The sequence below is a fragment of the Parasynechococcus marenigrum WH 8102 genome, from assembly GCF_000195975.1.
Lineage (GTDB): Bacteria > Cyanobacteriota > Cyanobacteriia > PCC-6307 > Cyanobiaceae > Parasynechococcus > Parasynechococcus marisnigri.
In genome coordinates, this window is record NC_005070.1 from 2036312 (window position 1) to 2062738 (window position 26427).

At 61.3% G+C, this 26427-nt stretch carries 22 protein-coding genes; 11 read left to right on the forward strand and 11 right to left on the reverse strand.

Going from position 1 to position 26427, the window contains the following annotated elements:
* Positions 1-32: 32 nt before the first annotated feature.
* Positions 33-2687, reverse strand: coding sequence for a TIGR03960 family B12-binding radical SAM protein (locus TX72_RS10790; RefSeq protein ID WP_042503888.1), 2655 nt, complete (start codon positions 2685-2687; stop codon positions 33-35).
* 53 nt (positions 2688-2740) lie between these two features.
* Here TX72_RS10790 and TX72_RS10795 point away from each other — a divergent pair, with 53 nt between their 5' ends.
* The 3 genes from TX72_RS10795 to TX72_RS10805 are packed head-to-tail and all read left to right on the forward strand — an operon-like array spanning position 2741 to position 5215.
* A complete protein-coding gene (locus TX72_RS10795; RefSeq protein WP_011129003.1) occupies positions 2741-3967 on the forward strand; it encodes an LL-diaminopimelate aminotransferase in 1227 nt (408 codons plus the stop codon).
* A gap of 46 nt (positions 3968-4013) precedes the next feature.
* Complete coding sequence (gene clpS / locus TX72_RS10800; RefSeq protein ID WP_011129004.1) at positions 4014-4334, forward strand: ATP-dependent Clp protease adapter ClpS; 321 nt, start codon at positions 4014-4016, stop codon at positions 4332-4334.
* Positions 4335-4351: 17 nt separating this feature from the next.
* Positions 4352-5215, forward strand: coding sequence for a CPBP family intramembrane glutamic endopeptidase (locus TX72_RS10805; protein ID WP_011129005.1), 864 nt, complete (start codon positions 4352-4354; stop codon positions 5213-5215).
* Here the strand turns inward: TX72_RS10805 and TX72_RS10810 are convergent.
* Positions 5155-6732 (reverse strand): photosystem II high light acclimation radical SAM protein, encoded by a 1578-nt coding sequence (locus tag TX72_RS10810; protein ID WP_011129006.1) that lies wholly within the window; start codon positions 6730-6732, stop codon positions 5155-5157. The genes TX72_RS10805 and TX72_RS10810 overlap by 61 nt on opposite strands.
* A gap of 182 nt (positions 6733-6914) precedes the next feature.
* Here TX72_RS10810 and psbA point away from each other — a divergent pair, with 182 nt between their 5' ends.
* Both psbA and TX72_RS10820 read left to right on the forward strand, forming a co-directional pair.
* On the forward strand, positions 6915-7994 hold the full coding sequence (gene psbA / locus TX72_RS10815) for a photosystem II reaction center subunit D1 (RefSeq protein WP_011127848.1): 1080 nt from the start codon (positions 6915-6917) through the stop codon (positions 7992-7994).
* A 133-nt stretch (positions 7995-8127) separates the two neighbouring features.
* A complete protein-coding gene (locus TX72_RS10820) occupies positions 8128-8508 on the forward strand; it encodes a hypothetical protein (protein WP_042503889.1) in 381 nt (126 codons plus the stop codon).
* Here the strand turns inward: TX72_RS10820 and TX72_RS10825 are convergent, their stop codons facing one another.
* Positions 8509-8823: a hypothetical protein gene (locus TX72_RS10825; protein WP_011129008.1), complete on the reverse strand. Its 315-nt coding sequence runs from the start codon at positions 8821-8823 to the stop codon at positions 8509-8511.
* A 69-nt stretch (positions 8824-8892) separates the two neighbouring features.
* Here TX72_RS10825 and TX72_RS10830 point away from each other — a divergent pair, with 69 nt between their 5' ends.
* Positions 8893-10551, forward strand: coding sequence for an alpha-D-glucose phosphate-specific phosphoglucomutase (locus TX72_RS10830; protein ID WP_011129009.1), 1659 nt, complete (start codon positions 8893-8895; stop codon positions 10549-10551).
* A 74-nt stretch (positions 10552-10625) separates the two neighbouring features.
* On the opposite strand, the gene TX72_RS10835 is transcribed toward TX72_RS10830, so the two are convergent.
* From TX72_RS10835 to TX72_RS10845, 3 genes are read right to left on the reverse strand one after another with little or no spacing between them, the layout of a single operon-like run.
* On the reverse strand, positions 10626-10922 hold the full coding sequence (locus TX72_RS10835) for a hypothetical protein (protein ID WP_011129010.1): 297 nt from the start codon (positions 10920-10922) through the stop codon (positions 10626-10628).
* Positions 10922-14353: an efflux RND transporter permease subunit gene (locus TX72_RS10840; RefSeq protein ID WP_011129011.1), complete on the reverse strand. Its 3432-nt coding sequence runs from the start codon at positions 14351-14353 to the stop codon at positions 10922-10924. Before TX72_RS10840 ends, TX72_RS10835 begins: the two co-directional genes overlap by 1 nt.
* Positions 14354-14362: 9 nt before the next feature.
* Entirely contained in the window at positions 14363-15481 is a 1119-nt protein-coding gene (locus TX72_RS10845) for an efflux RND transporter periplasmic adaptor subunit (protein WP_042503891.1), read from the reverse strand.
* 44 nt (positions 15482-15525) lie between these two features.
* Between TX72_RS10845 and TX72_RS10850 the strand changes: the two genes are divergently transcribed.
* Complete coding sequence (locus tag TX72_RS10850) at positions 15526-17781, forward strand: AAA family ATPase (RefSeq protein ID WP_011129013.1); 2256 nt, start codon at positions 15526-15528, stop codon at positions 17779-17781.
* A gap of 64 nt (positions 17782-17845) precedes the next feature.
* Here the strand turns inward: TX72_RS10850 and TX72_RS14015 are convergent, their stop codons facing one another.
* The 3 genes from TX72_RS14015 to TX72_RS10860 all read right to left on the reverse strand — a co-directional run bounded on the left by TX72_RS14015 (position 17846) and on the right by TX72_RS10860 (position 19705).
* On the reverse strand, positions 17846-18364 hold the full coding sequence (locus TX72_RS14015) for a protein phosphatase (RefSeq protein WP_148228818.1): 519 nt from the start codon (positions 18362-18364) through the stop codon (positions 17846-17848).
* A 224-nt stretch (positions 18365-18588) separates the two neighbouring features.
* Complete coding sequence (locus TX72_RS10855; RefSeq protein ID WP_011129015.1) at positions 18589-19101, reverse strand: hypothetical protein; 513 nt, start codon at positions 19099-19101, stop codon at positions 18589-18591.
* A gap of 25 nt (positions 19102-19126) precedes the next feature.
* Positions 19127-19705 carry a 4'-phosphopantetheinyl transferase family protein gene (locus tag TX72_RS10860; RefSeq protein WP_225867701.1) on the reverse strand — a complete coding sequence of 193 codons (579 nt, stop codon included), beginning with the start codon at positions 19703-19705 and terminating at the stop codon, positions 19127-19129.
* Between the two features lie 77 nt (positions 19706-19782).
* Between TX72_RS10860 and bcp the strand changes: the two genes are divergently transcribed.
* Positions 19783-20250 (forward strand): thioredoxin-dependent thiol peroxidase, encoded by a 468-nt coding sequence (bcp, locus tag TX72_RS10865; protein WP_011129017.1) that lies wholly within the window; start codon positions 19783-19785, stop codon positions 20248-20250.
* On the opposite strand, the gene TX72_RS10870 is transcribed toward bcp, so the two are convergent.
* Positions 20228-20926, reverse strand: a complete 699-nt coding sequence (locus TX72_RS10870; protein WP_042503893.1) for a type III pantothenate kinase — start codon at positions 20924-20926, stop codon at positions 20228-20230. The genes bcp and TX72_RS10870 overlap by 23 nt on opposite strands.
* Before the next feature lie 5 nt (positions 20927-20931).
* Positions 20932-21678, reverse strand: coding sequence for a phosphoadenylyl-sulfate reductase (locus TX72_RS10875; protein ID WP_042504477.1), 747 nt, complete (start codon positions 21676-21678; stop codon positions 20932-20934).
* 88 nt (positions 21679-21766) lie between these two features.
* Between TX72_RS10875 and TX72_RS10880 the strand changes: the two genes are divergently transcribed.
* The 3 genes from TX72_RS10880 to TX72_RS10890 are packed head-to-tail and all read left to right on the forward strand — an operon-like array spanning position 21767 to position 26405.
* Complete coding sequence (locus TX72_RS10880; protein ID WP_011129020.1) at positions 21767-22915, forward strand: NAD(P)/FAD-dependent oxidoreductase; 1149 nt, start codon at positions 21767-21769, stop codon at positions 22913-22915.
* Entirely contained in the window at positions 22912-24600 is a 1689-nt protein-coding gene (gene hflX, locus TX72_RS10885; protein WP_011129021.1) for a GTPase HflX, read from the forward strand. Before TX72_RS10880 ends, hflX begins: the two co-directional genes overlap by 4 nt.
* On the forward strand, positions 24588-26405 hold the full coding sequence (locus TX72_RS10890; protein ID WP_011129022.1) for an SLC13 family permease: 1818 nt from the start codon (positions 24588-24590) through the stop codon (positions 26403-26405). The genes hflX and TX72_RS10890 overlap by 13 nt, the downstream gene beginning before the upstream one ends.
* The last annotated feature ends 22 nt before the right edge of the window (positions 26406-26427 follow it).

A 26427-nucleotide genomic window follows, 5' to 3' on the forward strand; every position in this document is an offset into this window, starting at 1 on the left:
GTGACAGAAGTGCCACCTGTTCTGTATTCAAATTAGCACTCAGCCAACTGCAACTCGTCTCGACGCAGATTGTGCAGATGCAGCGGCGCACCAAGCTGAGCCTCAAGCCAATGCTGGATTTGAGACGGCCGGATGCTGCGGCCCATCGAATCCACAGTGGCCTCGAGCCGCAACCGCACCCGCTGGCCATCCGCAGGGCCGACCAGCACCAACTGGCGCAGGGCTGGTCGGCAGTCCCGCTCCCGGGGGCGACCCTTTTTGTCCGTGTCGTGCCAGATCAATTGCTCAGCAGCCATGAGGCCCTCAACGGCAACCAACCAGCGGGGATGGGCCTCCTGCTCCAGCTGAAGGTCGAAACTCCAAACGGCACAGGTGATGTTCTGAGAGAGGCTCTTGCCATTCACCGGCACCTCGTCCGCTGAAAGCAAAGCCATGCCGTCGGGCAGAAGCGCCTGCAGTGTCTTCAGCAACTGCTCACCCGCAATGGGGCTGGTGAACTCCAGATCCATCCACTCGCCATCTGCTTCCGCACCCAGCGGCAGCGCCAGGGCGATCTGAATCCGCGGCAACGGATGAAATCCACCGGTGAAGCTGATCGGCAGGGCACTGCGGCGCAGGGCCCGCTCCAGCATCCGCATCAAGTCGAGATGACTGAGCAGAGCCATAGACCCTGTCTTGGCAAAACGGATCCGCAACCGGCAGACCCGCTCACTGGCGGGCGCCTGGCTTGGCAACTGCGTTGGCACCACAGGAGGTGGCACCACCACGTTGTGGCCAAGGTCCGGCCCACAAACGCCACAGCTACTGCAACCGTCAAAGGAGCAGTCCGGCACCACCGCCGCCGCCAGAGCCCGCTTCAGATCCTCCGCCAACCAACCTTTGTCGATGCCGGTGTCGATGTGATCCCAGGGCAACGGTTGAGCGCAGAAGCTGTCGAGGTCTTGCCGATCCAGGGCCGTCACCGCACTCCAACCACCCACCTCCATCTGGCGATAACGCCCCTCAAGGCCTGCTGCAGCGATGGCACCGGTCCAGGCGGCATAGGTGCGATCGAGGGATTCAAACCAGGCATCCATCCCCGCACCCGCACGCCAGGCGGCCTCGATTACCGAGGCCACGCGTCGATCGCTGCGACCCACAAAATCCTCCATCGCCGACAGCCGCGCGTCGGTGAAATTCACCTTCAACCCGCGCAAGCGTTGAAAGGACCCACGCAGTAAGTCCTGACGCCTCAGGAATTCGTCCGTCGACACGCTGTGCCACTGAAACGGCGTATGGGGCTTGGGCGTGAAATTGCTGATGGTGATGTTGAGGTTCAGCCGGCCCAGATCACGGCAGCGCTGCTGAAGCATCACGCAGGTGTCGGCGATGCCGAGAACGTCGGCATCCGTCTCACCCGGCAGGCCGATCATGAAATACAGCTTCACCTTGCGGTAGCCGTTCTCCATGGCGGTGCGGATGCCATGGAGCAGATCGTCGTCGGTCAGACCCTTGTTAACGATGTCGCGCAGGCGCTGTGTGCCGGCTTCAGGCGCGAAGGTGAGTCCGGCCTGGCGGGTTCCACCAAGGATGTGTGCGATGTCGTCGTCAAACCGGTCCACCCGCTGACTGGGCAGCTGCAAGGTCACGTTCTGATCCGCCAGACGGTTGCGCAGCTCCACCCCCACCGCCGGCAGAGCCAGGTAATCGCTGCAACTGAGCGACAGCAGCGAGAAGTCGCTGTAGCCCGTCTGTTTCATGCCGTTCTCCACGGCTTCGATCACCGCTTCAGGCTCCACATCCCGTGCCGGTCTGGTGAGCATCCCGGGCTGACAGAAGCGGCAGCCGCGGGTGCAACCGCGACGAATCTCCACAGTGAGCCGATCGTGCACCGTCTCCACATGCGGCACCAGGCCCATGGCGTAGTGGGGCATCGGGGTCGCCACCCGACGCAGCACCCGCCGGGGGAGGTCCGAATACAGCGGCTGCAATGTGACGCCGTCGTCGCCCGTCGCGTAGAGCGACGGCACGTAAACCCCGGGCACCTGAGCCAGATCCCGCAACAGTTGAGACCGGGTCAGGGCATCGGCCTTGGCCTGAGCCACTACCAGCCCGATCTCGGGCAGCAGTTCCTCACCATCCCCCAAGGCGATGAAATCGAAGAACGGGGCATAGGGCTCTGGATTGCTCGTGGCCGTGGGGCCTCCGGCAAAGATCAAGGGAGGTGCCGCTGGATCATTGAGAGGCAGATCACCACGATCCGACGCCCGTAACGGCACCCGGCACAGATCCAGCATCTCCAGGATGTTGGTGGCGCCCAGTTCGTAACTCAGGCTGAAGCCGAGGATGTCAAACGCAGGCAACGGTCTCCGGCTTTCAACGCCGAAGAGGGCCTGCTCCTGCTCCCGCAGACGAGCCGCCAGATCAGCCGCCGGCAGATAAGCCCGATCACAGAGCTGACCGGGAACCGCATTAAGGATGGAATAGAGAATGATGTGGCCCAGGTTGCTGGAGCCCACCTCGTAGATCTCGGGATAGGTGAGCGCCCAACGCACCTGAGCCGCCTGCCAATCCCGCGGCTCCACACCAAGCTCATGGCCCATGTAGCGGGCAGGTTTGTTGATGCTGCTGTCGACCAGCTGGTGAAAATCAACCGGGTGATCCGGGGCAGACACGACCACGACGGATGTCCTCACACCTGACTGCATCGTATGGAGCGGTCGACAGGGCAGGATGCCCCCGCAGAAACCCCTTCGGTTCCGTGGTGCAGGTCAACGGCAATTACCTCAAGCTCAAAGCGGGCTACCTGTTCCCGGAAATCGGCCGTCGGGTCAAAGCCTTCAGCGCCGCCAACCCTGACGCCGCACTGATCCGGCTGGGCATCGGCGATGTGACCGAACCGCTGCCGCTGGCCTGCCGCGAAGCGATGAAAACCGCCATCGATGCGATGGGCACGGCCGAAGGATTCCACGGTTATGGCCCCGAACAGGGCTACGGCTGGCTGCGGGAGGCCATTGCCAAGCACGACTTCCAGGCCCGCGGCTGCGACATCAGCGCCGAAGAGATCTTCGTCTCCGACGGCTCCAAATGCGACAGCAGCAACATCCTCGACATCCTCGGCGAAGGCAACCGCATCGCTGTAACCGATCCGGTGTATCCCGTGTATGTGGACACCAACGTGATGGCGGGCCGCACCGGTGAAGCGGGAGAGGAAGGCCGCTACGGGGGGCTGACCTATCTCCCGATCAGCGCCGACAACGGATTCGCCGCCCAGATCCCCAGCGAGCCCGTGGATCTGATTTACCTCTGCTTCCCCAACAACCCCACCGGAGCAGTGGCCACCAAGGGACAGCTGAAAGCCTGGGTGGATTACGCCCGCAGCAACGGCTCTCTGATCCTGTTTGATGCCGCTTACGAGGCGTTCATCCAGGACCCGAGCCTGCCCCACTCGATCTTTGAAATCGAAGGAGCACGGGAGTGCGCGATCGAATTCCGCTCCTTTTCTAAAAACGCTGGCTTCACCGGCACCCGTTGCGCCTTCACCGTGGTCCCCAAGGGACTCAAGGGCACTGCATCCAACGGCGAGGCTGTCGAACTTTGGGGTCTGTGGAATCGCCGCCAGAGCACCAAGTTCAATGGCGTCAGCTACATCATCCAGCGCGGTGCGGAAGCGGTGTATTCCGATGCGGGCCAGGCGGAAGTGAAGGGTCTGGTGAACTTCTACATGGAGAACGCCGCCATCATTCGCCGCGAACTCAGTGGAGCGGGTCTCACCATTTACGGGGGCGAGCATGCGCCTTATGTCTGGATCAAGACCCCCGAAGGCATGGATTCCTGGGGTTTCTTTGACCACCTGTTGAACAAGGCCAACGTGGTAGGAACCCCTGGCAGTGGCTTCGGCGCCTCAGGTGAGGGCTACTTCCGACTGTCCGCCTTCAACAGCCGCGCCAACGTGGATGCTGCTATGGCCCGAATCAAGGCCCTCTGAGCAAGTCGTGCAACGATTTCCTTTAGATTTGAATCTGCCGAACACCATGGCCATGGCGGTGGACACACCCACCCGTTCCCCCGGTGGAGCGGCGGTTATGGAAAAGGCACCCGAGCGGGTGCGTAAACAGTCGCCTCGCTACAAGGTGCTGCTGCATAACGACCCTGTGAACACCATGGAATATGTGGTGACCACCTTGCGTCAGGTGGTGCCACAGCTGAGTGAACAGGACGCCATGGCCGTGATGATCGAAGCTCACAACACGGGTGTCGGCCTTGTGATCGTGTGTGACCTTGAGCCGGCAGAGTTCTATTGCGAAACCCTGAAAGCCAAGGGGCTCACCAGCACCATCGAGCCGGAAACCTGATCAGATCCCTGCTCAGGTTGCGGGATCAGTGCATTCAACGGAAGCCGTCATGGCTTCCTGCGCTGCTGCTGATTCCAACGTTGTATGCAGTCGGCTGGCTTCTGACATGGCCGCTGATTCCCCTTGGGGTGCCCGCGGAACGCCAGGCCCTGATCGGCACCCTGATCAGCTTTTTGCTGTTGGTTGGCCTGCTTCCCTGCTGGGCGCGGCTGCGATGGACATCGTCCAACGGCTGGGCAACCCTTGGACTGAGCAGACGTGGTTGCCCGGATCGAAAGGCCCTGATTGCGGCACTGTTCGGCGGCTTGTCCTTGGCCCTGATCCTGCTGGGCATCGTCTTGCTGCCGATCCTTCTGGGCAGCTGGGGCCACTGGATTGGAGAGTGCACCCTGGACCGCGTCATCAATGCTCTGCTGCTGATCCTGGGTGTGGGGTTGGCGGAAGAACTGATCTTCCGGGCCTGGCTGTGGCGGGAACTCAACGAACTGATCAGTCCCCCAGCAGCCCTGCTAATCCAGGCGCTGGTGTTCAGCCTGGTACACACCCGGTTCAACCTTGGCGTGGGGCCGATGCTGGGACTGTTGATCGGCTTGTTTTTGCTGGGGATGGCTCTGGCCCTGCAACGCCGGCTGGATGGCGGATCCCTCTGGGGATGCGTTGGCCTCCATGGAGGCTTGGTTGGTGGCTGGTTTCTGATTCAGAGCGGTCTGATGCAGCTGTCACCGGACGCCCCAGCCTGGTTGGTGGGCCCGGGTGGACTATCCCCGAATCCCCTTGGAGGACTGATGGGCATCGGCGGTCTATTGCTGCTGCTTGGTGTTCAACTCACCGCTGTCGCCAGAGCAGCACGGCCGGAGACGGGGGCACGCAACGCATCCTGAAGCGGTGCTGAGCCGTAATCACGCTCGAGCAGGGACATGACCGTACGGCCGAAATCCGCCGGATTTTGGTCAAAGGCCTCGAGGCAGACCCGTCCAAAGGTGCTGCCCATCGGTTCCGGATTCCAGAGCAGCTTTCGAGCCGTCCACGGCATCATGCTCATTGGGTTGTATCCGGGCTTGATCAAGCCTTGATCAAAGCCGTATTGCTCCAGATGGGTATGGGGCTGCAGGCCGATGAAGAAAATTGCCGGCTCCACGCGATCCGATCCGAAAATCGATTCCAGCTCACGGTGGTAGGCCACGGTCTGGCGGATGGTTTCGGGCCGTTCATCGATCACGTTGAACGAGTAGTTCACCGACACGTGATCCTGGAAGCCGGCATCCGCGAGCATCCGGCAACTGTCGAGCACAGTGCGGAGGTTGTAACCCATGCGCATTTTGCGAACGAGTTCCTGGGAGCCGGACGTGATGCCGATCTCGAAGTAACTCATGCCCGTCTCCACCATGAGCTGGGCAAGCTCGGGGTCAAGGTTGTCGGCGCGGATGTAGGCAGCCCAACGGATCCCCGTCAGCCCCTCGGCTTTGATGGCTCTCAATAGGTCCTTGGCATCCTCGATGTAGCGACGTGCCGGGATGAACTGTGCATCGGTGAACCAGAAGCCACGGACGCCACGGTCGTAGAGCTGGCGCATCTCCTTCACCACCTCCTCCACCGGGTTGAGGCGCACCTGCTTCCCCTCCACCACGGTGTAAACGCAGTAACAACAGTTGTGAGGGCAGCCGCGTTTGGTCTGAACGCCCACGTAGAAGTCGCCGCCCTCGAGATACCAATCGAGCTGAGGCCAGATCGAAGCGATGTAGTCGTAATTGCAGGCCGTTTTGGGTCGACTTTCCGGCTGTTCGTGGATCAACCCAGGCCGTGGCGCTGCTCCGACCACAAAACAACGCTCTCCGTCCAGGGAGTCACCCTGAATCAACTTCTCGAGCAGAGGCTCCCCCTCGCCGATGGAGACGATCGTGCCCTTCGGCAGCGACTTGCTCAACTGCTCGTAGAACACGCTGACGGCGCCACCCCCCAGCACGGCGCGAGCGGCTGGATGGTGGCGACGGGCCTGGCGAAGACCGGATCGCACCAAACCTTGATTACGGAACAACTCTCCGTAATGACTGGTCATCAGCCGCAGTCCACCCAGGGCACCGTGCAGGCGCTTGAGCGGATTGCGGGCGTAAAAAACTTCGAAGGAGTTCTGAAGGGGGTTGCCGCCACGGCCGTCGACCGGTGCGTAGATCTGAATGTCCCGCCAGGAGAACACCAGGAGCGTGGGGCGGAACTGATCCACGGTGGAGATCAGCACCCTCTGAACGTCAAGAACTGGCAGTGCCGCTAGATCAAGGATGCGCTGCGGCATCCCGGGAAAGCACTTGTGGAGATGGTCCGCCAGGTAGATCGGACCGATCGGAAAAATTGGATTGCAGGGCAGCCGCACCAGCAGCACCCGTTCCTGATTTGGGGACAACGCAGCTGCTGCAGGGCCTTTTGGACGCTAACAAGCGCGATGACGAACGGCGCTCAACCATCCTTCACATTTGCTTTGTAAACGGGCGAACACACCTCTCAACCTTCCGTTACATTGGCGTGAGGCAGGGCACACCTGCCCTTCCTTAAACCGTTCCTTCGGGAACACTCCTTTCCGTTCTCATGACCACCACCCTCCAGCAGCGCTCCGGCGCTTCCAGCTGGCAGGCCTTCTGCGAGTGGGTCACCTCCACCAACAACCGTCTTTATGTCGGTTGGTTCGGTGTGCTGATGATCCCCACCCTGCTGGCTGCCACCATCTGCTTCGTCATCGCTTTCGTCGCCGCTCCTCCGGTTGACATCGATGGCATCCGCGAGCCTGTCGCTGGCTCCCTGATCTACGGCAACAACATCATCTCCGGTGCTGTTGTTCCTTCCAGCAACGCCATCGGCCTGCACTTCTATCCCATCTGGGAAGCCGCTTCTCTCGATGAGTGGCTGTACAACGGCGGTCCTTTCCAGCTCGTCGTCTTCCACTTCCTGATCGGCATCTACGCCTACATGGGTCGTGAGTGGGAACTCTCCTACCGCCTGGGCATGCGCCCCTGGATCTGCGTCGCCTACAGCGCACCTGTCGCTGCTGCCTCTGCAGTCTTCCTGGTCTACCCCTTCGGTCAGGGCTCCTTCTCTGACGCCATGCCCCTGGGCATCTCCGGCACGTTCAACTACATGCTGGTGTTCCAGGCTGAGCACAACATCCTGATGCACCCCTTCCACATGCTGGGTGTTGCAGGTGTGTTCGGTGGCTCCTTGTTCTCCGCCATGCACGGCTCCCTGGTGACCTCCTCCCTGGTGCGTGAAACCACCGAGACCGAGTCCCAGAACTACGGCTACAAGTTTGGCCAAGAGGAAGAGACTTACAACATCGTGGCTGCCCACGGTTACTTCGGTCGCCTGATCTTCCAATACGCCTCCTTCAACAACAGCCGTAGCCTCCACTTCTTCCTGGCTGCCTGGCCTGTTGTCGGTATCTGGTTCACCGCCCTGGGCGTGTCAACCATGGCCTTCAACCTGAACGGCTTCAACTTCAACCAGTCCATCCTTGATGGTCAGGGCCGCGTCCTGAACACCTGGGCCGACGTGTTGAACCGTGCCGGCCTCGGCATGGAAGTGATGCACGAGCGCAACGCTCACAACTTCCCCCTCGACCTGGCTGCTGCTGAGTCCACTCCTGTGGCTCTGCAGGCTCCTGCCATCGGTTGATCTGGAATCAACCTGTTCCCTCGGGAATAGAACAAGCGATTCAGATCAACTGAATCGGAAAGCCCTCACCAATCGGTGGGGGCTTTTTGTTGTGAAAACGCCTCCAACATCCAGTTCCAGCCACAATGCCGCCATGAGCCACTTCATCTCCACTCGGCTGCTGCTGTTGCTGGCACTGTCTCTGCCAGCTCAAGCTGCCGGCACGCCACCAACCTGGCCAAGCAAGGATCAATTGCGTGCCGTTCAGAGCGCCGCTTTTGACTGTTCCAGGGAGAACACCAAGGAAACCTGCGATCGCGCACGGTCTCTGGCTGACCCCCTAATGGATCACCCTTTGCTGCCTGGAGTCTGCAAAGACGTGGTCTGGAGTCTGTTGGAGCAGGCCAGAGTGGCGCCGAGTAACGACTACAAACGTCGCGACGCCATCGACGAACCTGCACGGAGGATCACGCGGATCTGTGCCAAACCGGCCAAACCGAAGAAACCCAAACCGGTTGCACCGACCCAGTCGTGATTAGTCGAAGTCGAAGCTGAAGCGCTGACCCTGCATCAGCTTGCTCACTTCAGCGCGGATTTCCTTCAGCAATGCTGCACTCACCTTTGGGTGCTTTTTGATCTCATCCACAAAGCTCTGTACATCGGCAGCCGTCAGGCCGTGGCTGCTGATCCTCGACTCAACCTTGTTGCGAAACTCCTCCAGCAAAGCCTTCTGATTGTCGCTGAGGGCCTTGGAACCGGGATGGGTGACGTCCCATGGTGAGTGGAGGGCGATTCGCTTCCGCACGATGGCAACCCCGGCTCGGCTGACCACCACAGGTAACGACAGCAACTGGTCGTACCCAACACGGTGGAAGCCGATTTCTGTGTTTACGTTCCGCAGAGAGTCCCGTCCGTTGCGATGACCACCTCGGCCCCCGCGGAACCGACCCTGCGCCTGGTGCGCCTGGACGCACCTTTCACGGATCAGAAACCCGGCACATCCGGTTTGCGCAAAAGCAGCCAGCAGTTCGAGCAAGCGAACTATCTGGAGAGCTTTGTGGAAGCCGTATTCCGCACCTTGCCCGGTGTTCAAGGGGGCACGCTGGTGTTGGGAGGTGACGGCCGTTACGGCAACCGCCGTGCCATCGACGTGATCCTGCGCATGGGCGCGGCCCACGGCCTCAGCAAGGTGATCGTCACCACCGGCGGCATCCTCTCCACCCCGGCGGCCTCGAACCTGATTCGCCAGCGTCAGGCCATCGGCGGCATCATCCTCTCGGCAAGCCACAACCCTGGCGGCCCCAATGGAGACTTCGGCGTCAAGGTGAATGGCGCCAACGGTGGCCCGACCCCGGCCTCGTTCACCGATGCGGTGTTCGAGTGCACCAAGACCTTGGAGCAATACACGATCGTTGATGCCGCGGCCATCGCCATCGATACCCCCGGCAGCTACAGCATCGGCGCCATGCAGGTGGAGGTGATCGACGGCGTCGACGACTTCGTGGCTCTGATGCAACAGCTGTTCGACTTTGATCGGATCCGGGAGCTGATCCGCAGCGACTTCCCGCTGGCGTTTGATGCGATGCATGCGGTCACTGGCCCCTACGCCACTCGCCTGTTGGAAGAGATCCTCGGCGCTCCTGCCGGCAGCGTCCGCAACGGCGTTCCTCTGGAGGACTTCGGCGGCGGCCACCCCGACCCCAACCTCACCTACGCCCACGAGCTGGCCGAACTTCTGCTCGACGGGGAGGAGTTCCGCTTCGGGGCCGCCTGCGACGGCGATGGTGACCGCAACATGATCCTGGGGCAGCACTGCTTCGTAAACCCCAGCGACAGCCTGGCGGTGCTCACAGCCAACGCCACGGTGGCACCGGCCTATGCCGATGGTTTGGCTGGCGTGGCCCGCTCGATGCCCACCAGCTCTGCCGTGGATGTGGTGGCCAAGGAACTGGGCATCGACTGCTACGAGACCCCCACCGGCTGGAAGTTCTTCGGCAATCTGCTGGATGCCGGCAAAATCACGCTCTGCGGTGAAGAGAGCTTCGGCACCGGCAGCAACCACGTGCGTGAAAAGGATGGCCTCTGGGCTGTTCTGTTCTGGCTGCAGATCCTGGCCGAGCGCCGCTGCAGCGTCGCCGAGATCATGGCTGAGCATTGGAAGCGCTTCGGCCGCCACTACTACTCTCGCCACGACTACGAAGCCGTCGCCAGCGACGCAGCCCATGGGCTGTTCCACCGCCTCGAGGGCATGCTCCCTGGTCTGGTGGGGCAGAGCTTCGCTGGCCGCAGCGTCAGCGCAGCCGACAACTTCAGCTACACCGATCCCGTTGATGGCTCTGTGACCAAGGGCCAGGGCCTGCGCATCCTGCTGGAGGATGGCAGCCGCGTGATGGTGCGCCTCTCGGGCACCGGCACCAAGGGCGCCACGATCCGCGTCTATCTGGAGAGTTATGTACCGAGCAGCGGTGATCTCAACCAGGATCCCCAGGTCGCTCTGGCCGACATGATCAGCGCCATCAATGAACTGGCGGAGATCAAGCAGCGCACCGGCATGGATCGGCCCACCGTGATCACCTGAGGAGCTGAAACAGTTCCATCAACTCCTGTCATGCAAAAGCCACCCCTCGGGGTGGCTTTTTTGATGGGTTCAAGTCAAAGAGGTCGCCGGCCGCGATAAGGATTCTTCTGGCGATAAAGCGGATCCGTTGCCTCTTCTTGCAATTGACGGGTGGCTTCGATGGCAAAACCACCAAGGCCCCCCGAGGTAATCACCATCAGATAGAAGAGCCGCAAGCGACGTAGGTCAATCTCCGCAGGGGTGTTATCAATCAGCACCTTGAGGAAATACGCCACCGCAGCGCCCAAGGAACAGCCGATGGCGATAGCCACCAGAACACGCATCCCACTGAAGGGCTTGCTCTGATTCAGGTCGGACTTCTGCTCTGACATCAGCTCGGCTGGGCAGTTGGGCTGGGAGCATCGTCCTGTGGCTTGGCATCGGCCTGACCCAGCAGCGACTTCAACACCACATAGAACACAGGCACCACAAGGGTGGAGAGGAAGGTCGCCACCAGCAGACCACCGAACACCACCAGACCCAGAGACGACTGGCTCTGGGCACCAGCACCACTGGCCAGCATCAGCGGAAGGAAGCCGGTAAGTGAGGAAATCGCCGTCATCAGGATCGGACGCAGACGCGACTTGGCTGAGAACTTGGCGGCCTCCAGCGCCGACTCCCCTTCACCCATCTTCTGGTTGGCCAGGTCGACGATCAGAATCGCGTTGCCGCCCGCCAGACCAATCAGCATCACCAGGCCCACCTGGGCGTAGATGTTGAGCACCTGGCCGGCCCCGCCAAGGAACACCAGAGCGCCAAGCAAGGCGGTAGGAACCGTCAGCAGGATGATGATCGGATCGGAGTAGCTCTCGTACTGGGCCGACAGCACCAGGAACACCGCCAGGATGCCCAGAGCAAAAATCACCACAGCCAGGGAACCAGCTTTCACCTCTTCACGGGAGATGCCGGTCCAATCGAAGCCGAGGCCCTGGTAGCTGCCGGTATTGAAGATCTGCTTCATCGCTCCGATCGCCTGGCCGGAGCTGTTGCCTTCATTAGGCGTGCCCTCGATCTTGATCGATCGGTAGAGATTGAAGTGGGGGATCACGCTGGGCCCCACGGTTTGTTTAACCGTGAAGAACTCCGAAAGCGGCACCTGCTCACCCTGGGAATTGGGCACATAGATGGCAGAGAGTCGCTGGGGAGTGGCCCGACTCACTTCGTCGGCCTGCACGTAGACCCGCCGCACCTTGCCCTCTTGGAAGGTGTCGTTGACGTAGGCACCACCAAAATTGACGCTGAAGGCCGACATGGCGGACCCGAAGTCCACCCCGAGAGATGCCATCTGCTCACGATCCACATCGATCTTGTACTGCGGAGCCTGAGGTGAGAACAACGAGTAAACGCGGTTCAGCACGGGGTTGGCGTTACCGGCCTGCATGATCTGCTGCGCCGTGCCAAAGAATTCATTCAGCGTGTAAGCACCGCTGCTTTGGTCAAGCAGCTGGAACTCAAAGCCACCACCGGTTCCATAACCGGGGATCGAGGGGGGCTCCACCACGAACACCCGCCCGGCATCGATAGCGCTGTACATCTTGGCGTTGAGCCGTTTCACCACAGCACCCACCGTGTGATCGTTGCCCGGGCGCTCGTCCCAATGATTCATGCCGATGAAGAACAGGCCCTTGTTGGGAGCGTTGCCATCGAGGCTGGCGCCGCTGAACAGAGCGGCTGAGGCGATGTCTTCTTCCGAACGCAGCACGTCGGCCACCTGGCGGTTGATCGCCAGGGTCTTCTCATTCGACACGCCATCGGGCGCCTGCACAAAGCCGATGGCATAGCCCTGGTCTTCGATCGGCACGAAGCCGCCGGGGATATGGGTGAAGGCAAAGCCAGTGAGCAGGATGCCTGCCGCCAATGCCGCCATCCCGATTGGACGGGCCTTCAACACCGCATCCAAGATGGATGCATAGCGCTTCTCAAAACCGCCATAGAAGCGGTTGAAATTGCTGAAGATGACCGGAACGAAGTAGCCCACCACCAGGCCGATGGCGGTGAACAGCACCACTGGAATCGGGTTGCTGAAGATCACCCCGGTGGTGACCACACCCACTGCAGCGCCACCGGCAGTGAAGGGAAGACGCAGAGGCAGGCCTGTGATCTTGCCGGCAATGAAACCGATCACGGCACCGATCACGGTTGGGATCAGGGCAGCTGCGGCCCCATTGCCCGCACTGAGCAGGCCGTACATGAAGCCAAGAACAACGCCCGCTGTGGCGTACTGATTGCGGCTGAGCTCCTTCGTTTCACGAGAAAGCAACAAGGCCGAAAGCATCGGCGAGAAGGTGAGGGCGTTGAAGGTTGAGATGCCGATCGAAAAAAGGATCGTGGCGGCGAACTGCTTGTAGATCGTGCCGGTGGCACCCGGGAAGAACAGCACCGGCAGGAACACGGCCATCTTCACCAGGGAGGTGGCGATCACAGCTCCGAACAGTTCATCCATGGTTTCCATGGCCGCCTGCACGGACGTCATCCCCTCGGCCTTTTTGGCTGAGGTGTCTTCCACCACGGTGATGGCGTCATCCACCACCAAACCTGTGGCCAGCACCAGGCCAAACAGGGTGAGCTGGTTGAGCGAGAAACCGAAGGCCAGCACCAGGGCAAAGGTGCCGATGAGGGCCACCGGGATGGCAATGGCAGGAACCAGGGTGGCTTTCCAGTTCTGCAGGAACAGGAACAGGATCAGCACCACCAGGATTACGGCATCCCGCAGGGAGTTGGTCACACCCTTGATCGACTGGTTGATGAAGTCCGTGGTGTCGTAGATCTTCTGAACACCGAGGCCCACCGGCAAAGTTTTCTCGAATACATCGAGCACATCCTTCACACCGTTGGACACCTCAATGGCGTTACTGCCGGAAAGCTGATAAATGGCGATACCGACGGAAGGGGTGCCTTTGAGATCCATAGCGTCGATGCCATAGGTCTCACCACCGAGCTCCACACGGCCCACATCCTTCAGGCGAACCAAACCTCCGGCATCCGTCGTGCGTAGAACGATGTTTTCAAATTCCTGAACGGTGGTGAGACGACCCTGCAGCTGCACCGTGAAGGTGTATTCCTGACCTTCCGGAGCCGGTGCACCGCCGATTTTGCCGGCAGGAACGAGGCGGTTCTGGCTTTTCAACTGTTGGACAACATCCGTGGCCGAAAGGTTGTTGGCCGTCAGTTTTTCCGGATCCAGCCAGAGGCGGAAGGCGATCTTCCTGTTGCCGAAATAAGTAACATCACCAACGCCTTTGACGCGCTTGACATTGTCGGTGAGGTTTTTATCGAGATATCCACTGATCGTCTCCACTGAGTATTCAGTTTTGGAGGGATCTTCGTTGACGAAGTTGTAAACGAGCAGAATCGAGTTGGAGGCCTTGTTGACCGTCACACCCGATTTGCGCACCTCTTCAGGCAACTGGGGCTCTGCCAGGGAAACGCGGTTCTGCACATTCACCTGGTTGATGTTGCCGTCGGTGCCGCTTTCAAACGACACCGAGATCGAACTCACACCATCCGACGAACTGTTGGAGGTGATGAAGTCCATGTTCTCGACCCCGTTGATCTGCTGCTCGAGCACGGAGGTCACACCCTGTTCCACAGCTACCGCATCAGCGCCCACGTAGGTGGACTGCACCTTCACCGTGGGAGGTGCGATATCAGGCAGGTTTTCGATCGGCAGGATCGGGATTGCGATCAACCCGACGATCACAATCAACAGACTGCAGACCGTGCTGAGAACCGGCCTGGTGATGAAGTTATTGGAAGCAGACATCGTTCAACCTCAGTTCGCCTTGGCGGGTTGCACCTGCACGGGCATGCCGTGTTTCAGGTTGAGCAGATTGGTGGTGGCCACCTTCTGATTGGCCTCAAGCCCTTTGGTGATCGGGTAAAGCTGATTTTCGAGTTCGCCCACCGTGACGGGGGTCTGCAGAGCGAACTGGGCATCAGCCGGCAATTTGCCCGCCTTGATTCCATTCTCAAGCTTCTCCAGATCAGCCTTACCGGGGTTCTCTTTGAGCTCCTCAAACGTGCCGAGTCGGAACACAAAGCTCTGTCCAGAGGTCTGCGTCACCGCTGCAAAGGGAACCGACAGCTCTTGTTGCGCATTGATCTGTACCCGAGTGCGCAGGCGCTGGCCATCGCGCAGCTTGCCGTCTTCATTGGGGAATACCGCTTTCACCAGCAACCCCTGGGTCTTTTTGTTGACCCGGGGATCAATCGAATCAACCTTGCCTGTGGCGATCACGTTCTCGCTGCCAGGAGCACTGAGCAACACCGGCTGTCCGAGGGCCAGACGATTGGAGTACACCGCAGGCACTTCCACGCGGGCTTCAAGCTCGTTGTTCTGCACGAGGCTGGTGAACACCTGGCCCGTCTGGATCACGTCACCCAGCTTGACGGTGACATCTGCCACAGTCCCTGAAGAAGGAGACCGCAAGTTGTTGTAGCTCAAGGTGGCTTCTGTGGACTTCACCGTTTCCATCGCAGCGATGTACTGGGTGCGGTAGCGATCCAGCTCCTTTTGAGACGCGGCACCGGTTTTGGAGAGGTATTGATAGCGCTCGTAGTTCGCGCGCGCCGTCTCGGATTTAGCCTTGTCCTCCGCCAACCTGGCCTGCTGCTGAGCCTGATCCAGCACCACCAGCAGCTGACCGGGATCGACTTCATCGCCCTGCTTGATCTTCAGCTCAAGGATCCGACCACCCGACTGAGCTGCCAGTTCCACCAGATTGCTGGCCTCAAGCGTGCTGACGGTGTCGACGCCTTCAGTGAAATCCGCCATCTGGGTGGACACGGCCTGAACCTTCGGCGGCGGCGGCTGCTTGGGGGCTTCTCCCTTACAAGAACTGACGGTGACCAGAGCGGCAAGGGAAAGAAGCAGTCGCTGCGGATGACGCACAGAGTTCAGGCCTTTGGCCGGATTATGTGCCGAAAGTCACGGGGATGCAGTATCCCCGCGAGAAGTGCTCTATTGGGACCGTCGATGCCGATTCCTTGAGTCAGGACCTCTTTACCTATCAGGGAGAACAGCGGCGTCGGCAGCAGGCCCCCCTGGCCGACCGCATGCGTCCACGCACCCTGGAGGAATTCGAAGGTCAGCAAGGGATCCTGGCCCAGGGACGCCTGCTGAGGCGGGCCATCAAAGCTGACCGGGTCGGCAACCTGATCCTGCATGGCCCACCTGGTGTGGGCAAGACGACCCTGGCGCGGATTGTTGCGAACCACACGCGGGCTCACTTCAGCAGCCTCAACGCCGTGCTCGCTGGCGTGAAGGACCTGCGCGCAGAAGTGGACGCCGCCAAGCTTCGCCTCGAACGCCATGGCCTGCGCTCGATCCTGTTCATCGACGAGGTGCACCGCTTCAACAGTGCGCAACAGGATGCCCTGTTGCCTTGGGTGGAGAACGGGACGGTGACCCTGATCGGCGCCACCACCGAGAACCCCTATTTCGAAGTCAACAAAGCACTCGTGAGCCGCTCACGCCTGTTCCGGCTGCTGCCGCTAGAGCCGGATGATCTGCATCAGCTGTTGCAGCGTGCCCTCAACGATGAGGAACGGGGGTACGGCACCCGTCGGGTGACGGTGACTCCGGACGCAGCTGCTCATCTGGTGGATGTGGCAGGGGGCGATGCCCGCAGCCTGCTCAATGCCCTGGAACTGGCGGTGGAAAGCTCCGAGCCGGAGCCCGATGGAGTGATCCAAATCAACCTGGCGATCGCGGAGGAATCGATCCAGCAGCGGGCAGTGCTCTACGACAAGCAGGGCGATGCTCACTACGACACCATCAGCGCCTTCATCAAGTCTCTGAGGGGGTCCGACGCCGATGCCGCCCTGTTCTGGCTGTCACGGATGGTGGAGGCCGGAGAAAACCCCCGCTTCATCTTCCGGCGGATGTTGATTGCTGCGGGGGAGGACATCGGCCTGGCCGATCCCCAGGCCATCGTGGTGGTGGAAGCCTGCGCCGCAGCCTTCGAGCGGGTCGGCCTGCCGGAAGGCCTGTATCCCCTGGCCCAGGCCGCCCTCTACCTGGCGGGGACCGAGAAAAGCAACAGCGTGCTGGGCTTCTTCGACGCCCTCAAGAGTGTGCGAGAGGCGAACCGTCAGGACGTGCCCAGCCATCTGCGGGACGCCAATCGCGATGGTGATTCCTTCGGCGATGGCGTCGGTTACCGCTACCCCCATGCCTATGCCGAGCATTGGGTGGAACAGCAGTACCTACCCACGGCACTGCAAGGGGAAGTGTTCTGGCAGCCAGGCCAACTGGGCTGGGAGGGGGAACGCCGGGAGCGCATGGCCGAGCGCCGTGCCGCACAGCTGGCAGCGGCGGCTGAACTGGCATCGGAGCAGCCATTGCTACTAAGCAGTGGTCCCGACAGTCCGGCGATGGAACGCTGGATTCAGCGGCAGTTGGGACAGGAGGGCGAACGTCTGCACCTACTGCGACGACGGCTCTGGGCGGGAGTGAGCTGGCAGCGCCAGGACCGGGTGTTGCTACTGGGCTGCCATTCCCTGCTCTGGGCGCTGGATCCATTGCGCCAGGTGCCGGAAGGGGGCGTCACCCTGATCTGTCCAAGCCCTGACGATCGCCAGCGACTGGCGGCACAGATCGACCTGCTGGAACCGGAGCGGCAGCCTCAGCTCTTGGATGGGTTCGACGCGCTGCCATCCGATCAGGTTTTTGATTGGATCGGCGGGCGACTGGGCACGGTGGATCTGCTGGAGACAGACTGGACCGAGCTGGCTCAGACCTTGACGGACCATGCCGACAGCAACGCCAGCCTGCGTCTGCTGATCAGCTGTGCTGGGTGTGGACCTGCAGGTGCCCTCAGCGCATCACACATTGCCGAGACCTCCCTGTCCCAGTTGGTTGAGCAGGAACAAAGCTGGCTGCAACAGCTCCAGATCCAGACTCAGCCGCTGGAGGAGCAGGGCTGGAGCCTGAACACCGATCAATGGGACGAGGTGCTGACATTGCCTGGGGGCAAGTCGTTGGCTGAGCGATGGCTGGCCAATGACTCTGATTACCGGCGCATGCTCGGCAGCATCCAACCGGAACCACTGCAGCTGCTGCGAACAACCCTGGAAGGACTTGGGTCAGAGGGTCTGCGGTTGCCGATGCGGCATCAGCTACTCGCAGGGAAGCGAAGTCAGCCAACAACAGAGCATCGAGTATTGAGCCCCCAAACTGAGCGGGCATAATTCCTCACAAACACAGATACAACATGAGAATTAACCGGGATTCTTGACTTCATCTAGCAAGCCATCAATATGCAGCCACATCCCTTACGATACAAGCAGGCAGGAATATGTACCAAGTCAAAAGGGATGCAGCTTGTTTTTTGTCAACCTTTTCAGGAGCACAAATCACTAAACCATCACCAGTCAATCGGAAGTCAACAGGTAGGTTATTAATAATTCCAACCGAAGAAAGCTTGCCACCAGTCGAGGCCTTAATTATGGCCGAACGCATAGCGAAAACCGCAGAATCATTCGCACCATTGGGAGGGTAATAAGAATAAGTCTGCTTTGAAAGAAAATCTATACCTTCTCGACTGTACAAATATCGAGCAACTCTTGCAACGTCAACAATATAAACCTTTTTCATGCCGAAACGAATTTCATCTGCTGTCCATCCAGAGTTCCTTACACTGGCAAAAAAAGAGCGGTCAGCGATCTCACCTGTCTCTAAAAAATGCTTGAACACATGTGAATTGCTTATCCAAGCAGCACCTCCTGTGTTCCAACGAACAAGGCGCTGCGGGAAAGATGGAGGAGCAGCCATCAAAACCAAGGAAGCAGCTGCTGCTAGGCCAGTAGCAAGGCGATTGAACACAGACGAGAACTAAAGCTATAAACTGAATTCAACACTAATCCCGAAGATAAAAAACAGCACATAAAAACCAGCCCGCCCGCAAGCACTTAATCGTTGAGCAGCTATGGGATTTACGACCGCAGCATGGGGCCCATATCCCCTACCGACTTGGACCATGCAGGCTTCGATTTCGGTCATTCGAGCTGCTTGACATCGAGCAATGTCCACCCTTCCGGACATCTTTTATGGTTGCGCTCGCTGATCTGATCTTTCCGGCCGCGACAAGACCAACTGGTCAACCGACCCCCTCGTCGTTCGACCCCCGCCAGGAATGCTTCAGAACCGCGCCGGGGCATCACATTCAAAGTGGTCGTCAATCGATCGCGATCCACACGGGTGTCTAGGCGCTGCGGAACCGTCAGCCCGAGATCAGCCAGCGATGGCGAAAAACCTCCCCAGTAATGACGTGCCATCTGGCCACGGATGAACTCCTTCATCAACAGCTGGGCATCGCGCCGCTGATCCAGTTCGATTTCGCGCTCGGCCAACTGTTCCGTCAACCGGATTCGTGAGCCCCCTGTCGTCTCCCAGCTGCCCGGCGTCATGGATGGCCGCGGATCAGACGTCAGGCCCAACGCTCCGATGACCACCAACGGGGTGGCTGCCATCAGGGTCGCCAGCGAATGCGTCCACGGCTGCTGGGCCATCACAACAGCCAAAACAACAGATATTTCAAGCTAGGCAGATCGGACCAACCTGTCCTGCAGCGCCTGCAACTGCCATCAGCCAGCCCTCCAGCTGCAGGCGATGGACAGGTACGGGATGCTCCAGATCAGGATGAAGACCCTGGCAAGCATCAGCACCACAACGCCAACGGCTCAGATCCAATGCCAGGCTGCCGCGTTGCATCTTGATCAGCGCTTCCTTCGCCACCCACTGCTTCAGCACCGCCATTCGCAGTGTTTCTCCTGCCAAACCGTCGAGCTCGCGTCGATCCTCAGCGCAATAAAAACGATCCGCCAACGCTGCCGCCGGGAAACAACGATCGCAGCGTTCCAGATCCACACCCACAGCATCGGGAGACCAGGCCACCAACACCGCATCGCAGCAATGACTGAGACTCAGGCAGCCCCAGCCATCGGCCAAGGTCGGCGGCTCGCCCGGTGGTGCCTGCAACGGCACCGTGGCTGGATCAACCTCGAAGCAGTCGGCGAGGCAGCGCCGCATCCAGAGCCGGGAGCGGCGGAACGCAACGGCCCGAGACATGGCCATGCCATCCATCCAACCCGCTTCCACAGGCGAGAGTTCCACATCGGACGGGAGATCCTGATGTTCCGGGATCAGCCACAGTGCCGTTACGCTTCGGCTCCCAAGCAGCGGCGGCTCCAGTGGCTCTCCAGATCGGCGATCCGGCACCCGATTTCTCGCTCCCCAATCAGGACGGCGACCTTGTACAGCTGTCGTCGTTGCGAGGACAACGGGTCGTCATCTACTTCTATCCCAAAGACGACACCCCTGGCTGCACCAAAGAAGCCTGCAATTTCCGTGATCGCTGGGATCGCTTTGAACAGCACGGCATCAAGGTGCTGGGCATCAGCAAGGACAACGCCACGTCCCACACCAAATTCATCAGCAAGCATGAGCTTCCCTTCACGCTTCTGACCGATGTGGAACCTTGTGAGGTCGCCAGTAGCTACGAGAGTTACGGGCTGAAAAAGTTCATGGGCCGTGAGTACATGGGCATGATGCGCCACACCTTCGTTGTGGATGCGGATGGCAAGCTCGAGAGGATTTACCTGAAGGTGAAGTCCGCCACCATGGCTGACACCATCCTCAGCGACCTGGAACTGGCTTGATCACAGGGATCAAGTCGACCATGGCCTGCAGCTGCAGGTTTTGATTCGTCTGAGCTGATACACCCCGACGGGTCAGCTCCTGCTCCAGCCAGGGGGCGTCGCCACCACAGATCCAGAGGCACGCCCCACTGTTTTGGTAAGCGTCCACAACGGCAGCTGCCAGTCCCTGCATCACCCCTTGGCACATCGCCTCTGCGGTGCCGCTGGGGAACAGATCATCGGTTCGCTGTTGACGAGCCACGGAGGGCAGCAAGGCCGTCCCCGATGCCATCGACTGAAGCTGCAACCGCAATCCAGGCATCAGACGGCCGCCGCGAAAGCGGCCATGGGCGTCGAGCAGAGTGAGGCTGAGAACGGTGCCGGCATCGGCCAGCAACAGCCCCTGATCCAGGTCACCGCCTTGGAAACGTTGGCGTCGCCAGGCACCCCAGGCCCCGAGGGCACGATCGACACCCAGCCAGGGCGGACAACCCTCCAGGGGCACATTCTCAAGTTGTAGTCGGGACTCCTGGGCGCCCTCCAGAGCTGCCGGCACCTCTCCCACGGCCGCCCAGATCAGGTTGGTGGTGTCGATCCACCGCGGATCAGGCGCGGCATGGTCAAAACTCCAGCGCTCTCCTCGCTGGGTGGCCCAGTGCCAGCGGCTGTTTCCGATCAGCAGGGCACGGGAGTCCATCGTGCCTAGATCCCATCCCCCATCAAGCCTTCCACGGCCTCCTGGGGAACGTGGATCCCACATTCCTGTTTCAGGCCCCCGAAACGGGTGTTACGTCCGCTGAGCTCAGCGCCATCCGGAGCACTGGAGTGCCAATCCCCCACGGTTGAGTATCCCTGCTCGAACAACGGGTGTTGCGGCAGGTTGTTGTCCTGCATGTAGTAGTAGATGTCCTTCTGGGTCCAATCCAACAGCGGACGCAGAGACAGCCGCTCTCGGATCGGGTCCAGCACGGTCATCGCGCGGCGGTGGTCAGTCTGGCCGCGACGCACGCCACTGGCCCAGCAGCTCACCTCCAGTTGCGCCAAAGCCCGATCCAGGGGCTCCACCTTGCGGATCTGGTGGTATTTCTCAAGATCATCGAGCTGTCCGGTGTCCCAGAGGCGGCCATGCAGAGCCTCCATCCGAGCCGGCGACATGGCGCTTTGAGCCACCACCAGGCGGATGCTGAGCAGCTTCGTGAGCTGGGCGCCATAGCGGTAGGTCTCCTCCGGCAGATAGCCAGTGTCCACCCAGATCACAGGAACGGCGTCACCCTCCGGCAGTTGACTGAGCATGTGCAGCAGCACCGCCGATTGGATGCCGAAGCTGGTGGTGAGAGCAAATCCGGATCCGAAGCGCTGGTGTGCCCAAGCCAGTCGATCTTGAGGACTCAACGGCTCCAGGCTGCCGCGGTCCGCATCGAGATTGTCCCGAACCAACACGCCCGTCATGCCGCGGACCCCATCCATCACCTGCCCCATCTTCCCCTGCCGCCTGATGAGAAAGGCTGCCTAAGGTTTCAGCACTTCCTGCTGTTCCATGACGACACCTCTGTCATCACCCGAGACCGTGGTGGTGATCGGTGGTGGATTCGCGGGACTGTTCAGCGCTCTAGCCGTGAGCGAGCGCTTGCCGGAGCGACCGGTGCTGTTGATCGAGCCCCGTGACCGCTTTCTGTTTCAACCGCTTCTCTACGAACTGCTCAGCAGTGAACTGCAGGGCTGGGAAGTAGCGCCCACCTATCGCCAGCTGCTCAGCAGCCGCGGCATCTGCTGGCTGCAGGACCGTGTCATCAACATCGATCTGAACAACCAGGAGCTCACCACCGCCGCCTCCGGTGCTCTCCAATGGGGAGATCTGGTGCTGGCCACAGGCACCGAGCTCAATGATTTCGGAGTTCCCGGGGTCCGCGAGCATGCCTGCAGCTTCCGCGATCTCAATGATGTTGCCCATCTGCGCGCCCTTGTTCGAGAGCTGAACAAGCGCAGAGAGCCCGACGCCGCTGTCGCGATCATTGGAGCAGGGCCAACGGGGGTGGAGCTGGCCTGCAAGCTGGCGGACATGCTGGATGGAGCAGCCCGGATACATCTGATTGAAAGGGGAGACGGGATCCTTCCCAACAGTGCCTCGTTCAACCGTGAACGCGCTGCCGCGGCATTGGAGCGGCGGGATGTCTGCCTGCACCTCAACACAGCTGTGACGGAGGTCCACTCCGATCGTGTCCGCTTCAAGGACGGCACCTTGCTCCCCCACAGCGGTCTGATCTGGAGCGCCGGCAGCAGACCGACCGTGCCCGAAATCCGGCCGGACCCTGGTCACGCCAAAGGCCCTCTCAACATCGGCCAGGATCTGCGGCTCCTCGGTCACCAACACGTCTACGTGCTGGGGGATTGCGGACGTTGCAGCGTTGAGCCCTGGCCAGCCACCGCTCAGGTGGCCATGCAGCAGGGCGAAGCTGTTGCAGCGGCCCTGCAGGCCATCAGCAACAACCAGGAGCCGAAACCATTTCAGTTCCAGGATCGCGGCGAAATGCTCAGTTTGGGCATCGGTGACGCCACGCTCACCGGGCTTGGCATCACGCTTGCAGGCCCCCTGGCCTTCAAGATCCGACGGGCCACCTACCTCACCCGGCTGCCTGGTCTCTCACTGGGTCTTCGCTCTGCCGGGGCCTGGCTGATGAGTCGTTGAAGCAGGCCCATCTCGGCGGCCGGACCCGCGGCCTGCGGCCCGGCCAGCAACGACAACTCGACCGCCTCAGTCACCGTCGTCATCCCGAGGGCAGCGGTGCTGACCTGCTGACCCTGGAGCGGATGGCTGGATTGGTGCAGGAGCTCGAGCAATCGATGCATCTCGTGCTGGACGGTCGTGGGCTCTGCCGGTTGCTCTGGCTGGGTCCCTTGCAAAGTTCCGAGGCCCTCCGTCAGCACCTGCCGCAGGCACCCCGTCGCCGGGGTGGCGGCTGGAGGCTGCTGAGCTGTCCCTTCAGCCGTCATGGCCTGCACCAGGACATGGCGGAGGCAGTGATTGCCCTCGATCTCAATCCGATCTGCTGGTTGCGCTTTGCCCCGGTTCCAGCCCGCGATGGACTGCGCAACGCCGAACTGTTGCAGCCCGACCGTGAGGAAGCCCATGGCTGGCGACAGCTGGACCAAGGGGATCTGCGCCATCTCTGTCAGCAGGATCTGAACTCTGGGGCGATCACAACACCGGAGTTGTCCCCCGCCAGCGCAGGTACAGCCATCGAGTCCGTGCTGTTGCTGACCCTCACCAGCGGAGAGGCTGACCGCAGCGAACGCGAGTTGGCCGAACTGGAGGGACTGGTGCGCAGCGCCGGAGCCCAACCGGTGGCCGTGGTGACGCAGCGGGCCGGCAGCGCCAATCCACAAACCCTCTGGGGCACTGGAAAGCTGCAGGAGGCGGCCCTTGAAGTGCGCCGTCGCGGCGCCTCACTGGTCGTCACGGATCGCGAGCTCACACCAGTTCAGGCCAGGAATCTGGAACGGCTGCTGGCCTGTCCGGTCTCCGACCGCAGTGAACTCATCCTCGACATCTTTGCCCAGCGAGCCGGCAGCGCCGCCGGTCGCTTGCAGGTGGAACTGGCGCAGCTGCGCTATCGCCTGCCCCGCCTGCTGGGACGGGGGCGCAGCCTGTCGCGTCAGGGCGGTGGCATCGGAACACGGGGCCCCGGTGAAACACAGCTGGAGAAGGACCGCCGTGCCATCAGCCGCCGCATCGATCGCCTGCTCCGGGATCAACAGCAGCTTCAGCAGCACCGCAGCCGACTGCGGGACCAACGGCGGGGACTGCCGCGGGTCGCCCTTGTGGGCTACACGAACGCCGGCAAATCCAGCCTGCTGAATGCCCTCTGTGGTCGCCGCGAAAGCGATCGTGTGCTGGCCGAGAACAAGCTGTTCGCCACCCTGGATCCAACAACCCGTCGCCTGGACCTGCCGCAGCCAGGACAACGGCCCGACCGGCTGCTGATCACCGACACCGTTGGTTTCATCCGTGACCTGCCCAAGCCGTTGGTGGAAGCATTCCGGGCAACGCTGGAGGAAGCCCTCGACGCCGATGTGCTGCTGGTGGTGGTGGATCTGGCGGATCCCGACTGGTCCGGTCAGCTCAGCACCGTCCATCGGCTGCTGGATTCCCTCGGCAGCACCGCGATGCGACGGGTGGTGGCGAACCAGATCGACCGCTGCCCGCTGGACGCTGTCGAAACGATCCGGCGACAGGATGCCCAGACCCTGTTTCTGTCGGCCAAGCGCGGGGATGGCCTGCGGGGTTTGCAGGACTGGCTGCGGGAGCAGTTCTTTGATCCCGGGGCAGAATCAGATCTAGATGCAGGGCCTCCGCCCGAATGGCCGAGCTGATCAGCACGCTTCAGAACCCCCAGGCGGTGATCACCCTGGCGGTTCTGGTTCTGGCGATCGTTCTGTTCATCACAGGGGCCCTGGCGCCGGAACTCACCGGACTGCTCAGCCTCGGCCTGCTTATGGCCACTGGGGTTCTGTCACCACCAGAGGCCCTGGCCGGATTCGGCAGCCCCGCCCTGATCACCCTGATGGGCCTGTTCCCGGTCTCCGCGGCCCTGTTCAAAAGCGGAGCGCTGGACCGCCTGCGTGCCCTGATCGCCTCGGAGCGAATCCGTTCACCAAGGCGCTTGATCGCACTGATGGCGTTCGTGATCGCGCCGGTGTCCGGCATCGTCCCCAACACACCGGTGGTGGCGTCGTTGCTGCCGGTGGTGGAGAACTGGTGCCACCGGCGCGGCATTTCCCCATCCAGGGTCCTGCTTCCACTCTCGTTTTCAACAGTGCTGGGCGGAACCCTCACCCTGCTGGGCAGTTCGGTGAACCTGCTGGTGAGTGACATCAGCCAGCAACTGGGTCATGGGTCACTGGAGCTGTTCAGTTTCACGCTGATCAGCCTGCCGATCTGGCTGGTGGGGGCGGCCTATCTGGTGCTGGCTCCACGGGCCCTGCTGCCGGATCGTGGCCACGAACATGACGACCTGGGACTCTCGCCCCAGCGCAGCAGCTACAGCACCGAAGTCACCATTCCCCACGACTCGGAACTGGTGGGCGTCTCCCTGCATAACAGCCGTCTGCAGCGGCGTTTCGACGTGGATGTACTGGAACTTCAGCGTTCCGGAGAACGCCTGCTGCCCCCCCTGGCGGACCGCAAGCTGCAGGCCGGCGACCACCTGCTGCTACGGGTGACCCGACAGGACCTGCTTCGTCTTCAGCAGGACCACACTGTTCAGCTCACAACCCAGGGCAACAATGCCGGGTTCGACTTGAGCAGCGATGAGCTGAGCGGTCAGAAGACGGTTGAGGTGCTGCTTCCGGCCGGTTCCACCCTGGCCGGCGCCAGCCTGCGCGAACTCCGCTTCCGCCAACGCCACAACGCCACGGTGCTGGCCCTGCGCCGCGGGCAGGAAACCCTGCAGGAACGGCTTGGGCAGATCGTCCTGAGGGAGGGGGATGTACTCCTGCTGCAGGCACCCCTCGATTCCATCCGTGGTCTGCAGGCCAGCAACGACCTGCTGGTGCTGGATCGGCTCGAGGATGACCTGCCGACGGTGCGGCGCAAACCCCTGGTGGTGAGCATGGCGATCGCCATGCTTCTGCTGCCGACCCTGACGCCCATCCCCCTGGTGGCCGCGGTGCTCCTGGCCACCGTCGCCGTCGTGGCCACGGGCTGTCTTCGCCCCGGTGAGCTGCAGCGCGCCATTCGTCTCGATGTGATCCTGCTGCTCGGCTCGCTCAGCAGTTTCAGCGTGGCGTTGCAGACCACCGGCCTGGCCGATGCCATGGCCCAGGGTCTTCAACAGTGGCTGACGGGCTGGCCCAATTACGGCTCCCTGGTGGTGGTGTTCATCGGCACCACCCTGCTCACTCAGGTGATGAGCAATGCCGCCTCCGTTGCCCTGCTGGCGCCGGTTGCGGTGCAGCTGGCACCGGGACTGGACCTGCCCCCCACCGCCCTGTTGATCACCGTGCTGTTTGGGGCGAGCCAGTCGTTTCTGACCCCGGTCGGCTACCAGACCAACCTGATGGTGTTCGGCCCCGGTCGGTACCGCTTTCTCGATGTCACCCGTTATGGGATCGGCCTCACCTTGATCATGACCGTGCTGGTGCCGGCCCTGATCCTGTGGCGTTATGCCCCATCCTGATCAACACTGGTCGTTCTTCAAG